The sequence below is a fragment of the Proteus sp. G2674 genome, assembly GCF_009915195.1.
Classification (GTDB): Bacteria; Pseudomonadota; Gammaproteobacteria; order Enterobacterales; family Enterobacteriaceae; genus Proteus; species Proteus mirabilis.
Genome location: NZ_JAABLS010000025.1, coordinates 29,829 through 43,144 on the forward strand (window position 1 = coordinate 29,829; position 13,316 = coordinate 43,144).

Here is a 13,316-nt window from a genome sequence, read left to right on the forward strand (position 1 = left end):
AGGATAGAAAATGAGTAGTGTAGATATTCTAGTACCGGATCTCCCTGAATCAGTTGCTGACGCGACAGTCGCAACTTGGCATAAAAAACCTGGTGATAGCATTCAACGCGATGAAGTGCTGGTTGAAATTGAAACAGATAAAGTTGTGTTAGAAGTACCGGCGAGTGAAGCTGGGGTGCTGGATAGCATTCTTGAAGAAGAAGGCGCTACGGTAGGTTCACGTCAATTATTAGGACGTATTCGTCTTGGTGATAGCACTGGTATTCCTGCGGATGTGAAACCTGCACAAGATACGACGCCTGCGCAACGTCAAAGTGCGGATATTGTTGCGAAAGAAAGCAATGATGCTCTTAGCCCGACAGCACGTCGTTTAGTCGCTGAACACGATATTAATCCAGCAGATGTAAAAGGCAGTGGTGTTGGTGGACGTTTAACTCGTCAAGATATTGAAAGCCATGTTGCTAATAATAAATCAGCAACAGCAGCCACCGCTGAAGTTTCTCAAGCTCCATTATCGCATCGTAGTGAGAAACGTGTACCAATGACACGTTTACGCAAACGTGTTGCAGAGCGTTTATTAGAAGCGAAAAATACTACCGCCATGTTGACAACGTTTAACGAAATCAACATGCAGCCTATTAAAAATTTACGTGCGCAATATGGTGAAGCATTCGAAAAACGCCACGGTGTACGTTTAGGCTTTATGTCTTTCTACATTAAAGCGGTAGTGGAAGCGTTAAAACGTTATCCAGAAGTCAATGCGTCTATTGATGGTACTGATGTGGTTTACCACAACTATTTTGATATCAGTATTGCCGTATCAACACCTCGTGGTCTGGTAACACCGGTATTACGTGATGCAGATGCGATGAGCATGGCGGATATTGAGAAAAATATCAAAGCATTAGCAGTGAAAGGCCGTGATGGTAAATTAACCGTTGAAGATTTAACAGGCGGTAATTTTACTATTACTAACGGTGGTGTTTTTGGCTCATTAATGTCAACACCGATTATCAACCCACCACAAAGTGCTATTTTGGGTATGCATGCGATTAAAGATCGCCCAATGGCAGTTGATGGTCAGGTTGTTATTCTACCTATGATGTATCTAGCACTTTCTTATGACCATCGTTTAATTGATGGCCGTGAGTCTGTCGGTTTCTTAGTGACCGTTAAAGAAATGCTAGAAGATCCTGCCCGTTTATTACTGGATGTGTAGGTAATAAATATCGCTTTTAGGCAGGAGATGCTCCTCCTGCCTCTACAGCAACATACACAAACATCAAAGAAGTACAGTGTGTTCGTGAAGCCAGATTTTTCTGGCTTATAGTCAAAAAAATAAGAAAGTCCGACTTTCAACAAGATTATGGATAGAACATCATGAATTTACACGAGTATCAGGCAAAACAGCTTTTCTCACGGTATGGATTACCAGCACCTGCTGGTTTCGCCTGCTCCACGCCGCGCGAGGCAGAAGAAGCTGCATCAAAAATTGGCCAAGGCCCTTGGGTTGTTAAATGTCAAGTTCACGCGGGTGGACGTGGTAAAGCGGGTGGCGTAAAAGTCGTCAACTCAAAAGAAGAGATCCGCGCATTTGCTGAACAATGGTTAGGCAAACGTTTAGTAACTTATCAAACAGATGCTAATGGCCAACCAGTAACACAAATCTTGGTTGAAGCTGCAACAGATATTGCTAAAGAACTTTATCTTGGTGCTGTTGTTGACCGTGGTACCCGTCGTGTTGTCTTTATGGCTTCCACTGAAGGTGGCGTTGAAATTGAAAAAGTGGCGGAAGAGACGCCAGAGCTTATTCATCGTGCCATTATTGATCCGCTGACAGGACCTATGCCTTATCAGGGACGAGAATTAGCCTTCAAACTCGGTTTAAAAGGCAAACAAGTTAGTCAATTTGCTAAAATATTTATGGGATTAGCGACGATCTTCTTAGAGCGTGATTTAGCGCTTATTGAGATCAACCCATTGGTGATCACCAAAGATGATGATTTGATTTGTCTTGATGGTAAATTAGGTGTGGACAGTAATGCGTTATTCCGTCAACCGGAAATGCGTGAAATGCATGATCCATCACAAGAAGATCCACGTGAAGCGCAAGCGGCACAATGGGAATTAAATTATGTAGCACTCGATGGCAATATCGGTTGTATGGTTAATGGCGCTGGTTTAGCTATGGGAACCATGGATATCGTTAAACTGCATGGCGGTGAACCTGCTAACTTCCTTGATGTTGGGGGAGGGGCAACCAAAGAGCGTGTTACAGAAGCATTTAAGATTATTTTGTCAGATGAAAATGTCAGTGCTGTATTAGTCAACATTTTCGGTGGCATTGTACGTTGTGACCTTATTGCAGACGGTATTATTGGTGCAGTTGAAGAAGTCGGTGTTAACGTACCAGTTGTTGTTCGTCTTGAAGGAAACAATGCAGAGTTAGGCACTAAAAAATTAGCAGATAGCGGTTTAAATATTATTGCTGCTAAGAGCTTAACGGATGCCGCTAAACAAGTTGTTGCAGCAGCGGAGGCAAAATAATGTCTATTTTAATCGATAAAAACACTAAAGTTATTTGCCAAGGTTTCACTGGAAGCCAAGGAACTTTCCACTCCGAACAAGCTATTGCTTACGGTACTCAAATGGTGGGGGGGGTTACACCGGGTAAAGGTGGTACAACACATTTAGGCTTACCTGTATTTAATACTGTACGTGAAGCAGTGGAAGCAACGGGGGCGACGGCGACGGTTATTTATGTACCAGCACCATTTTGCAAAGACTCTATTTTAGAAGCTATTGATGCAGGTATTAAACTAATTATTACAATTACAGAAGGTATTCCTACGCTGGATATGCTGACTGTAAAAGTAAAATTAGATGAAGCTGGTGTTCGCATGATTGGCCCTAACTGTCCGGGTGTTATTACTCCAGGTGAGTGCAAAATTGGTATTATGCCTGGTCACATTCACTTACCTGGCAAAGTAGGTATTGTCTCTCGTTCAGGTACTTTAACTTATGAAGCAGTAAAACAAACTACTGACGTTGGTTTAGGTCAATCAACCTGTGTTGGTATCGGTGGTGACCCAATTCCGGGATCGAACTTTATTGATATTCTGAAGCTATTCCAAGAAGATCCGCAAACAGAAGCAATTGTTATGATTGGTGAAATTGGTGGTACAGCAGAAGAAGAAGCAGCTGCTTATATCAAAGATCACGTTACCAAACCTGTTGTAGGCTATATTGCTGGTGTTACAGCACCTAAAGGTAAGCGTATGGGGCATGCTGGCGCCATTATTGCTGGTGGTAAAGGAACTGCTGACGAGAAATTTGCCGCATTAGAAGCCGCTGGCGTTAAAACAGTACGTAGTTTAGCTGATATCGGTGATGCTGTTAAATCGCTATTAAATAAGTAACATTTTTGTTAATTACTTCTAGTTAAAACTACATATCATGCCAATCTCTGATCAAACTGGAGATTGGCATTTTTTATTGTTCTATTTTATGGCGCCTTTAGGTGCTGTCAGCAAGTAGTCACTTGTATTTTTGTTCGATTTTATCTCATCTAATTGTTTTTAAATATATTTTTATTTCATTTTTTGTGTGTTAAATAGTGATTTAAACACAGCAATAACGAAAATATGGCGCTAAACAAGAATACCTGAGCCCTGGTTTGCTAAAAAATGCGGAATTTGTTTTGCTCAGCCTAACTGATATGAAGAGTAGGGGAAGGCAAAAAAAGGGATACTTTTAGTATAATTTTTATTCATTAATACTATGTGTATAAGATTTACTATAGTTAATTTATATTGTTTAACGATACCTTATTAGCAGATAACCCCCCTCAATTATTATCATTTGTTAGTATTATTGGAAGGGCACAACCTTGCCCTATTGCAGTATGGTGAAGGTTTCATAGTGAAAAATGTATTATAGATACAATAATGCTCGAAAGAGAAGTTTAATGAGTAGCAGAGTAACCATGCTAAAAAACCGACCTTCTAAAATAACATTAAACTATCAACTATCAGCTAAACTTTAGAGATAAAGCTTACAAATAATCATTCTTCAATACAGTTATGCCATTTTGCTATCCATATTTAAAAATAAAATGATTGTATATTGTTGTTTTGCAAAGAAATATTATTTATTTTTATGGCTTAAGGTATGATTGCTATAGAGTGTATGAGTTATTTCTATTCAATGGATAGATACATTATTTATCCTAAATTAAACTTTGTATTAAAAAAAGATTATCATTATAAGAGTTTATTTATGTTTTAGGTTCGCTCGATAAAACTAAATTAAAAAAGATAAAAAATTAAAAATTTATTTTCAACTTATTAATTAATAGATTATTTTTTTAAATATCCCTTTTTTACCTGAAAAAAAATGTTTTTAATATTAGAATTAATGAAATACAGCTAAATATGACTATTTAAATGTATTTATGAAAATAAAAAGTTAATTTTATTATGGAAATTAATGGGAGGTAAATTATACTTAAAAATAAAACCAACAGTAAATTAACATTACGGTAACTATTGGGTAATTTATTCGCAACTAGTTAACATTAAAGTGTTTTTTTGATGTGGGTCAAGTTATTAATTGTGGAAAAATTTTCTAAATATGCTTAAATTGGCACACGATCAAATATGCTGTTACTAACCTAAAAGTCGTATTGTTGACCTAAGCTCAGAATTCAAATCTGGGTCACGCAAAATATATTTATTATATGTAAATATAGGCGTACTATTTGTAAGGTATTGTGTTTTTGGTCTTTAATATTCGTTGTTGTTTTTAGAGGCATTTATTGCTGGTAGTTATGAGGCTTTATTTATTAATTAAAGTCGGGTTGCCGCAAGTCGGTGTCTTCCTGCTAGGAGCAAGGAGTCAAGATGTTTGATATTGTCGAACTGTCACGGTTACAGTTTGCCTTAACAGCGATGTATCACTTCCTGTTTGTCCCATTAACGCTCGGTATGGCGTTTATGCTGGCAATCATGGAAACGATATATGTCCTGTCAGGTAAACAAGTTTACAAAGATATGACAAAGTTCTGGGGTAAGTTATTCGGTATTAACTTTGCTCTGGGTGTCGCAACTGGTTTGACCATGGAGTTCCAATTTGGTACTAACTGGTCATATTTCTCTCATTACGTTGGTGATATCTTCGGTGCGCCTTTAGCAATCGAAGGTCTGATGGCATTCTTCTTAGAATCAACTTTCGTCGGATTATTCTTCTTCGGTTGGGATCGTTTAGGCAAGAAGCAACACTTAATGGTAACTTGGTTAGTTGCCTTTGGTTCTAACTTCTCTGCACTGTGGATCTTAGTCGCAAATGGTTGGATGCAAAACCCTGTTGCTGCAGACTTCAACTTTGAAACCATGCGAATGGAAATGTTGAGTTTTGCTGATCTGGTCTTAAACCCAGTCGCTCAGGTGAAATTTGTTCACACCGTTGCTGCAGGTTACTGTACTGGTGCATTCTTTGTTTTAGGTATCAGCTCTTACTACCTACTCAAAGGTCGTGATATCGGTTTTGCAAAACGTTCTTTCGCTGTTGCGGCAACCTTTGGTATCGCAGCGGTATTATCTGTTATCGTACTGGGTGATGAATCTGGTTATGAAATGGGTGACGTACAAAAAACCAAATTGGCTGCCATTGAAGGTGAGTGGCATACACAGCCTGCGCCAGCTTCCTTTAACTTGATTGCATTCCCTAATCAAGAAAAAATGGAAAACTCATTTGCTATTGAAATTCCATATGTAATGGGGATCATCACAACGCGCTCTTTTGATACGCCGGTATTAGGTCTGCATGATCTGATGAGCCAGCATGAAGTGCGTATTCGTAATGGTATGAAGGCGTATGACCTATTAACTGAACTACGTTCAGGTAATACTGATCCTGCCGTACGAGCTGCATTCAATGAGTCTAAAAAAGACTTAGGCTACGGTCTATTATTGAAGCGTTATACTGAAAATGTTTCTGATGCAACTGAAGAACAAATTAAGTCAGCTGCAAAAGACTCTATTCCTAACGTCGCACCACTTTTCTGGTCATTCCGTATCATGGTTGCTGCTGGCTTCCTGATGTTATTGGTTGTTGCGATCTCCTTCTGGACTGTTCTGTCTAATCGTATCGGTAACTACAAATGGTTACTGCGTGCTGCGCTATTTAGTATTCCATTACCATGGATTGCTGTTGAAGCGGGCTGGTTTGTTGCAGAATATGGACGTCAACCATGGGCGATTGGTGAAATCTTGCCTACGGCTGTAGCAACTTCTTCACTGACACAGGCTGATATTCTCGTTTCTATGGGACTTATCTGCGGTCTGTATACTCTGTTCCTCGTTGCCGAAATGTTCCTGATGTTCAAATTTGGTCGCCTTGGCCCAAGTAGTCTGAAAACGGGTCGCTATCACTTTGAACAGAAGACAGCTTCTTCTGCACAAAGTAAGTAACACAGGAGTCCACTATGTTTGATTATGAAGTATTGCGGTTTGTTTGGTGGCTACTGATTGGTATCTTACTGATCGGCTTTGCGGTCACCGATGGTTTTGATATGGGTGTTGGTGTGTTATTGCGCGTCATTGCAAAAGATGACACAGAACGCCGTATTTTAATTAACTCTGTTGCACCTCACTGGGATGGTAACCAAGTTTGGTTAATCACTGCCGGTGGTGCATTATTCGCTGCATGGCCAATGGTATATGCTGCGGCATTTTCTGGTTTCTATTTTGGTATGATCTTCGTACTGGCGGCATTATTCTTCCGTCCAGTAGGTTTTGACTACCGTTCTAAATTAGAATCATCAAAATGGCGTGGTATGTGGGATTGGGGTATCTTTATTGGTAGCTTTGTTCCACCATTAGTTATCGGTGTTGCTTTTGGTAACCTGTTACAAGGTGTTCCATTAGAAGTCGATAGCATGCAACGTGTATCTTATAATGGTACAACTAACGCACTAATTAACCTGTTAAGCCTATTAAACCCATATGGTTTATTAGCTGGTGTTATTAGCTTAATGATGATTGTGGCACAGGGTGCTAGCTATCTTCAAATGCGTACTACCGGTGAGCTGCATGAGCGTACTCGTAAAGCAACTTACATTACCTCTTTAATCACTTTTATTGCTTTTGCATTAGCCGGCGTGTGGTTAATCTACGGTATTGATGGCTTTATTATCACTAGTGCGGTTGATACTGCGGGTCCTTCTTCTCCGTTGTTGAAAACAGTTTCTCACGAAGCTGGCGCTTGGATGACGAACTACAACAACTATCCTATTTTATGGATCTTACCGGCATTAGGTCTGTTAAGTCCTTTATTAGCGGTTGTTGCAACTAAAGCAAACAAAGGAGCTTGGGCATTCCTGTTCACGTCACTGACTATTGCTTGTGTTATCCTAACGTTTGGTGTAACCCTGTTCCCATTCATTATGCCATCAAGCACATTCCCTGATGTAAGCTTGACAATTTGGGATGCAACTTCAAGCCTGTTCACTTTACAAGTGATGACAGTAGTCGCGATTATCTTTGTACCTATCGTTCTCCTCTACACTATCTGGTGTTACTGGAAAATGCATGGTCGCCTCGATAAGAAATTTATCGAAGGCAATAATCATACTCTTTACTAAGGAGCATAGAGAATGTGGTATTTTGCATGGCTTCTCGGCACACTCTTCGCTTGTAGTATTGCGGTGATCGCAGGACTGGCTTATGAGCACGCTGAAGCGAAAAAAACTTCAGAAAGTGAAGAATAATGTTGGATAAAAGTTACCAACTACTTAACAAGGGCCCAATTAGGGCTCTTGTTTTAATCATGGCTCTAGCAATGGCATTTTGTGTTATGTGGGATCCGAGTCGATTCGCGGCTAATACAAGCTCATTAGCGATTTGGCAAGGAATATTACTGATTTGGGCTGTATGTGCAGGGGCAGTTTTTGGCTTAGCCTATCGTCCTAAACATGTTGTAGCGCAATATCTATTACATCCCATTCCCGCCATTATTATTTTAGTTGTAGGGCTATATTATTTCTTCTTCTAATCAAAATGCCTTATTTCTGCAGTGAAATATCAGTAGGGAATAAGGTATTTTTATTCTTTATATCAATTAGTTAACATAATTCACACTTTTTACTGTACTGATCCTCTCCTTTTTTGAATTTAGAAAATCAATAAATTAGTCTATTTTTTTTGCATATATTCAATAGGTGGCATGTATATATGGTAAACATAAAGAGGTTATGGCTGAGGCGTTTGCTAATCTAACTCTTTGGTAAAGAGGGGAGAGTTGATTATGAAAATAAGAAGATTCTCACCCGTCAATCTGTGGTGGTTTTGAGACGCGCGTCTCTAGATTGTCAATGGCAGTGGTATTACTTGCATGAAACACCTGTATTAGATAATTAATTGATTTTAATAAAAAACCAGTAATAAGACTGGTTTTTTTATTGGTTGGGAAAAAGTTTGAATCAGAGTGCTAAACTATTAATTGTTAATTAGCAAGCATTTTAATGCTGAACTAATAAAAATATTTTTTCTATTCAGGCGCTAAAGCATATTGCGTGTTGCAAAGAAGAGTTTATGATTGGCGTCTGAAAACGGTGTTTTCTATTCTTTACGTTACTATGATTCCCTTAGAGGCACCTCTTAAGTATAGTTAACAAATCTATAGCTTAATTATTTATGGGATTACTCAAGGGATGTAAGGACGGAATTATGCGGTTTCTTTGGCCAGTTCGTGTCTATTACGAAGATACTGATGCCGGTGGTGTGGTCTATCATGCCAGTTATTTAAAATATTTTGAACGAGCAAGAACAGAATTACTCAGAGAAAAAGGTTTTTATCAGCATGATTTACGGGAGTATGATCATGTTGCGTTTGTTGTGCGTAAATTAACCATTGACTATATTGCGCCAGCACGGCTCGATGAGCTTCTGAAAGTAGAAAGTGAAATTACTACATTACGTGGTGCATCAATGACATTTTCTCAAAAGCTTATCAATCAAGATGGTGTGGTACTGTGTAGGGCAGATGTATTAGTTGTCTGCGTTGATTCATTAAAAATGAAGCCTGTAGGGCTTCCTAAGTCCATTATCGCGGAGTTTAAGTAGTGGCTGACATGAATGTTATCGATCTCTTTCTAAAAGCGGGGCTTTTAGTTAAGTTGATCATGTTGTTATTAATCGGATTTTCTATTGCCTCATGGGCGATCATTATTCAACGTACGAAAGTATTGAATGCAGCAGATCGTGAAGCGGCAGATTTTGAAGATAAATTCTGGTCAGGCACTGATTTGGCTCGTCTATATAAAGAAAGCCAAGCTCGTCGTGACGAGTTATCAGGGGCAGAACAAATTTTTCATTCTGGTTTTAAAGAGTTTGCACGACTACATCAAGCGAATGTTCATGCACCCGATGCCGTTGTTAATGGGGCTTCCCGTGCAATGCGTGTTTCATTTAATCGTGAATTAGAGTCCTTAGAAACGCATATTCCTTTTTTAGGTACGGTGGGGTCAATTAGTCCTTATATTGGCTTATTCGGTACGGTATGGGGGATTATGCATGCATTTATCGCTTTAGGTAGCGTTAAACAGGCAACTTTACAGATGGTGGCACCCGGTATTGCTGAAGCGTTGATTGCAACAGCCATTGGTTTATTTGCGGCCATCCCCGCAGTTATGGCTTATAACCGCTTTACGCAACGTGTAAATAAGTTGGAACAAAGTTACGATAACTTTATGGAAGAGTTCCTGACGATTTTACATCGCCAAGCTTTTGTCTCCGCAGAAAAGAAATAGTTAACGCAAAAGGAGAGAGCTGATGGCACGAGGTCGCAGTAGCCGCCGAGGCGTAAAATCAGAAATTAATATAGTACCTTTGCTTGATGTGTTATTGGTGCTTTTGCTGATTTTTATGGCAACAGCGCCAATTATTTCACAAAGTGTTGAGGTTGATCTTCCACAAGCAACAGAAACACAGACTGTTTCAACCAGTGATAACCCGCCTGTAATTGTCGAAGTTGCTGGAGTGGGGCAATATAATATCCGTGTTGAACAAGAGGTTTTAGAGCTTTTACCTCAAGAACAGATTATGGCTGAAGCAAAACGACAATTAGAAAAAAACCCGAAAGCGGTCTTTCTTATTGGTGGCGCTAAAGATGTTCCTTATGATGAGATAATTAAAGCACTCAACATGTTACGTCAAGCGGGTGTTAAGTCTGTCGGTTTAATGACTCAGCCTCTTTAGTAGGCTGAAATAAGTTTGGATAATAGCGTGGGAAAGAAGACGAAACCAATCCGAAGTAAATTGAGCGGTTCAGTTATCTTGTCTACTGTCTTGCATTTACTGATCATCGCTTTGCTTATCTGGGGATCGTTAACTCAGAAATGGAATTTAGGCGGTGGCGGTGGATCTGATGGGCAAGTTATTGATGCTATTATGGTTGACCCTAATGCGGTAGTACAAGAGTATAATCAGCAAAAGGCGCAACAAGCTAATGTCCAAAAAGCAGAACAAGAACGTAAAGCGCGGGCGCAGCAACAAGAAGAAGAGCTACGCCAACAACAAATTAAAGAACAAGAACGTTTAAAAGCGTTAGAAGTGGAACGTTTGCAAGCAAAAGAGGCTGCAGAAGCTCAACGTCGTGAAGCGGCCACCGCCGCTGCTAAAGCGAAAGAAGAGCAAAAGCAGGCTGAAGAAGCTGCCGCACAAGCTAAAGCTGAACGCGATCGTATTTTAAAAGAGCAAGCTGATGCGAAAGCCAAAGCAGAGGCAGAAGCGAAGAAACAAGCAGAATTAGCAGCGAAACAGAAAGCAGAAGAAGCGAAGGCAAAAGCAGAAGCTGAGGCAAAAGCGAAGGCTGAAGCCGATGCTAAAGCGAAAGCAGCCGCAGAAGCTAAAGCCAAAGCAGCAGCGGAAGCTAAAGCGAAAGCCGCTGCACAGCAACAAAGTAAAGCGGTTGATAGTCTACTCGATGGATTAGTTGCTCAAGGCGATAAACAATCGGGGGCTTCTGCAGCAGGTCAAGGTGGTGGTAATCGCTCTGGGGCAAATGCTGCGGGCATTGATCGCTATACTGGGCAAGTAAAAGTTGCCATCGAACAGAAGTTTTTTGATTCTGATTTATATAAAGGTCGTAAATGTGACCTTAAAATAAGTATTGCACCAGACGGTATGTTAGTAAGTGCAAAAGCGGTAGGCGGTGATCCGGCTTTATGCCAAGTTGCATTACAAGCGGCTAAAATGGCAACATTGCCTAAGCCACCGAAAGATATTTACGAACAAGTAAAATCACCAACAATTGAGTTTAAGCCATAAAACTGTCTGATAGTAGGAAAACATACATTAATTTATCTCTATTTTAGAATGTTATTGATGTGTTGTATGGTGTTGTTTAAAAGCGTTTGTTACTATTCTGTGCGTTATTGCGCAATAACCGCAATAATAAAAGGGAGACATGATGAAGCAGGCATTAAATGTTATTTTCGGACTTTTGATATTATGCGTTACAACGCTCGCTAATGCAGAAGTTCGCATTGAAATTACACAAGGGGTGAATACTGCACGCCCTATTGGTGTTGTTCCTTTTAAATGGGAAGGCACAGGTCAAATGCCAGAAGATATTGCTGGAGTGATTGCGGCTGATTTACGAAATAGTGGTAAATTTAACCCTATTGATATGAATCGTTTGCCTCAACAACCCGTTACCGCTTCTGAAGTTCAACCTGCACTCTGGACAGCATTAGGTATTGATTCAGTGGTTGTAGGGCGTGTTCAGCCCTCGGCTGATGGTCAATATGTTGTTAGCTATCAATTAGTTGATGTTGCTGGCTCTCCAGGCGCGGTTTTAGCGCAAAGTGAGTATAAAATCAGCAATAAATGGTTACGATATGCTGCTCATACCGCCAGTGATGAAATCTTTGAAAAATTAACTGGCATTCGTGGTGCGTTCCGTACCCGTATTGCTTATGTCGTTGTGACTAATGGTGGCGCTTATCCATATGAATTACGTGTATCTGACTATGATGGATTTAATCAAGATCGCGTTTATCGTTCATCACAGCCATTAATGTCACCCGCTTGGTCTCCTGATGGTGCTAAACTAGCATATGTCACATTTGAAAGTGGTCAATCTGCTTTAGTTGTACAGACATTAGCAACGGGGGAAGTGCGTCAAATCGCTTCTTTCCCTCGACATAATGGTGCACCTGCTTTTTCTCCAGATGGCTCTAAATTAGCCTTTGCACTGTCAAAAAGCGGTAGTCTAAATCTTTATGTAATGGATTTAGCCAGTGGCAATATGACACAGGTAACCAATGGTAGAAGTAATAATACAGAACCGACTTGGATGCCTGATGGACAGACTTTGGTCTATACTTCGGATCAAGGCGGACGTCCTCAAATTTATAAAATTAATATTAACGGAGGAACGCCAGAACGTATTACTTGGGAAGGAAAACAAAACCAAAATCCTGCAGTAAGTCCTGATGGTAGTTTCTTAGTTATGGTGAGTTCTGAAAGCGGTAGGCAACATATCGCTAAGCAGGATCTAGAAACGAATGCTGTTCAATATTTAACAGATACGTTTCTGGATGAAACGCCAAGCATCGCGCCTAACGGCACTATGGTTATTTATAGCTCTACTCAAGGCTTAGGAACCATTTTGCGACTAGTATCGACTGATGGACGTTTCAAAGCGCGTCTTCCGGCGACTGATGGTCAGGTTAAATCACCTGCCTGGTCTCCGTTTATGTGATGCATAAGAATTATGTATGGCAAACAAATAAAGGAACAATTAGAGATGCAATTAAACAAAGTGTTTAAAGGGTTGATGTTAGCATTACCACTCGTTGCTGTTGCAGCATGTAGCTCAAACAAAAACGACGATCAAACAGATACAAGCAACAATGTACCTGTTACTGAGCAAGGCCCTACTGCTGAAGAATTAGCACGTCAGCAATTAGAACAACTGAAACAAACTAACATTGTTTACTTCGGTTTTGATAAATATGACGTTACTTCAGAATATGCTCAACTGTTAGATGCTCACGCTGCATTCCTGCGTGCTAACCCTTCAGTACGCATTACTATCGAAGGTCATGCTGACGAACGTGGTACTCCAGAATACAACATCGCGTTAGGCGAACGTCGTGCAAACGCAGTTAAAATGTATCTGCAAGGTAAAGGCGTATCAGCTGATCAATTAGCAATCGTATCTTACGGTAAAGAAAAACCTGCTGTACTGGGTCATGACGAAGCCGCTTATGCGAAAAACCGTCGTGCAGTACTGGTTTACTAAGAGAACGG

Annotated in this window: 13 protein-coding genes; all 13 read left to right on the forward strand. The window is 40.2% G+C overall.

The window, feature by feature from the left end; all coding sequences use genetic code 11:
• The first annotated feature begins 10 nt into the window (after nucleotides 1-10).
• The 13 genes from odhB (at nucleotide 11) to pal (ending at nucleotide 13,308) form a co-directional block, all read left to right on the forward strand.
• Complete coding sequence (odhB, locus tag GWI58_RS11895; RefSeq protein WP_004244419.1) at nucleotides 11-1,219, forward strand: 2-oxoglutarate dehydrogenase complex dihydrolipoyllysine-residue succinyltransferase; 1,209 nt, start codon at nucleotides 11-13, stop codon at nucleotides 1,217-1,219.
• A 161-nt stretch (nucleotides 1,220-1,380) separates the two neighbouring features.
• Nucleotides 1,381-2,547, forward strand: a complete 1,167-nt coding sequence (gene sucC, locus GWI58_RS11900; protein WP_004244420.1) for an ADP-forming succinate--CoA ligase subunit beta — start codon at nucleotides 1,381-1,383, stop codon at nucleotides 2,545-2,547.
• The gene (gene sucD / locus GWI58_RS11905) at nucleotides 2,547-3,419 is read left to right on the forward strand and encodes a succinate--CoA ligase subunit alpha (protein ID WP_004244421.1); all 873 of its coding nucleotides are present in this window, start codon (nucleotides 2,547-2,549) and stop codon (nucleotides 3,417-3,419) included. Before sucC ends, sucD begins: the two co-directional genes overlap by 1 nt.
• Nucleotides 3,420-4,901: 1,482 nt before the next feature.
• Nucleotides 4,902-6,470 (forward strand): cytochrome ubiquinol oxidase subunit I, encoded by a 1,569-nt coding sequence (cydA, locus tag GWI58_RS11910; protein ID WP_004252190.1) that lies wholly within the window; start codon nucleotides 4,902-4,904, stop codon nucleotides 6,468-6,470.
• A gap of 14 nt (nucleotides 6,471-6,484) precedes the next feature.
• Nucleotides 6,485-7,642 carry a cytochrome d ubiquinol oxidase subunit II gene (gene cydB, locus GWI58_RS11915; RefSeq protein ID WP_110229842.1) on the forward strand — a complete coding sequence of 386 codons (1,158 nt, stop codon included), beginning with the start codon at nucleotides 6,485-6,487 and terminating at the stop codon, nucleotides 7,640-7,642.
• A gap of 12 nt (nucleotides 7,643-7,654) precedes the next feature.
• Nucleotides 7,655-7,768: a cytochrome bd-I oxidase subunit CydX gene (gene cydX / locus GWI58_RS11920; RefSeq protein WP_004244425.1), complete on the forward strand. Its 114-nt coding sequence runs from the start codon at nucleotides 7,655-7,657 to the stop codon at nucleotides 7,766-7,768.
• Nucleotides 7,768-8,052 (forward strand): cyd operon protein YbgE, encoded by a 285-nt coding sequence (gene ybgE, locus GWI58_RS11925; protein ID WP_004244426.1) that lies wholly within the window; start codon nucleotides 7,768-7,770, stop codon nucleotides 8,050-8,052. Before cydX ends, ybgE begins: the two co-directional genes overlap by 1 nt.
• A 674-nt stretch (nucleotides 8,053-8,726) precedes the next feature.
• A complete protein-coding gene (gene ybgC / locus GWI58_RS11930; protein ID WP_004247549.1) occupies nucleotides 8,727-9,122 on the forward strand; it encodes a tol-pal system-associated acyl-CoA thioesterase in 396 nt (131 codons plus the stop codon).
• Nucleotides 9,122-9,808 (forward strand): Tol-Pal system protein TolQ, encoded by a 687-nt coding sequence (tolQ, locus tag GWI58_RS11935; protein WP_004244434.1) that lies wholly within the window; start codon nucleotides 9,122-9,124, stop codon nucleotides 9,806-9,808. The genes ybgC and tolQ overlap by 1 nt, the downstream gene beginning before the upstream one ends.
• A 22-nt stretch (nucleotides 9,809-9,830) precedes the next feature.
• The gene (gene tolR / locus GWI58_RS11940; RefSeq protein WP_004244435.1) at nucleotides 9,831-10,256 is read left to right on the forward strand and encodes a colicin uptake protein TolR; all 426 of its coding nucleotides are present in this window, start codon (nucleotides 9,831-9,833) and stop codon (nucleotides 10,254-10,256) included.
• Nucleotides 10,257-10,283: 27 nt separating this feature from the next.
• A complete protein-coding gene (tolA, locus tag GWI58_RS11945) occupies nucleotides 10,284-11,327 on the forward strand; it encodes a cell envelope integrity protein TolA (protein WP_071425294.1) in 1,044 nt (347 codons plus the stop codon).
• Between the two features lie 142 nt (nucleotides 11,328-11,469).
• On the forward strand, nucleotides 11,470-12,765 hold the full coding sequence (gene tolB, locus GWI58_RS11950) for a Tol-Pal system beta propeller repeat protein TolB (RefSeq protein WP_004244437.1): 1,296 nt from the start codon (nucleotides 11,470-11,472) through the stop codon (nucleotides 12,763-12,765).
• 45 nt (nucleotides 12,766-12,810) lie between these two features.
• Nucleotides 12,811-13,308 (forward strand): peptidoglycan-associated lipoprotein Pal, encoded by a 498-nt coding sequence (gene pal, locus GWI58_RS11955; RefSeq protein ID WP_012367670.1) that lies wholly within the window; start codon nucleotides 12,811-12,813, stop codon nucleotides 13,306-13,308.
• The last annotated feature ends 8 nt before the right edge of the window (nucleotides 13,309-13,316 follow it).

Excerpts from the sequence above, each read along its gene's own strand:
- odhB (WP_004244419.1), top strand. The coding sequence starts at position 11 with ATGAGTAGTGTAGATATTCTAGTACCGGATCTCCCTGAATCAGTTGCT.
- sucC (WP_004244420.1), top strand. The coding sequence starts at position 1,381 with ATGAATTTACACGAGTATCAGGCAAAACAGCTTTTCTCACGGTATGGA.
- sucD (WP_004244421.1), top strand. The coding sequence starts at position 2,547 with ATGTCTATTTTAATCGATAAAAACACTAAAGTTATTTGCCAAGGTTTC.
- cydA (WP_004252190.1), top strand. The coding sequence starts at position 4,902 with ATGTTTGATATTGTCGAACTGTCACGGTTACAGTTTGCCTTAACAGCG.
- cydB (WP_110229842.1), top strand. The coding sequence starts at position 6,485 with ATGTTTGATTATGAAGTATTGCGGTTTGTTTGGTGGCTACTGATTGGT.
- cydX (WP_004244425.1), top strand. The coding sequence starts at position 7,655 with ATGTGGTATTTTGCATGGCTTCTCGGCACACTCTTCGCTTGTAGTATT.
- ybgE (WP_004244426.1), top strand. The coding sequence starts at position 7,768 with ATGTTGGATAAAAGTTACCAACTACTTAACAAGGGCCCAATTAGGGCT.
- ybgC (WP_004247549.1), top strand. The coding sequence starts at position 8,727 with ATGCGGTTTCTTTGGCCAGTTCGTGTCTATTACGAAGATACTGATGCC.
- tolR (WP_004244435.1), top strand. The coding sequence starts at position 9,831 with ATGGCACGAGGTCGCAGTAGCCGCCGAGGCGTAAAATCAGAAATTAAT.
- tolB (WP_004244437.1), top strand. The coding sequence starts at position 11,470 with ATGAAGCAGGCATTAAATGTTATTTTCGGACTTTTGATATTATGCGTT.
- pal (WP_012367670.1), top strand. The coding sequence starts at position 12,811 with ATGCAATTAAACAAAGTGTTTAAAGGGTTGATGTTAGCATTACCACTC.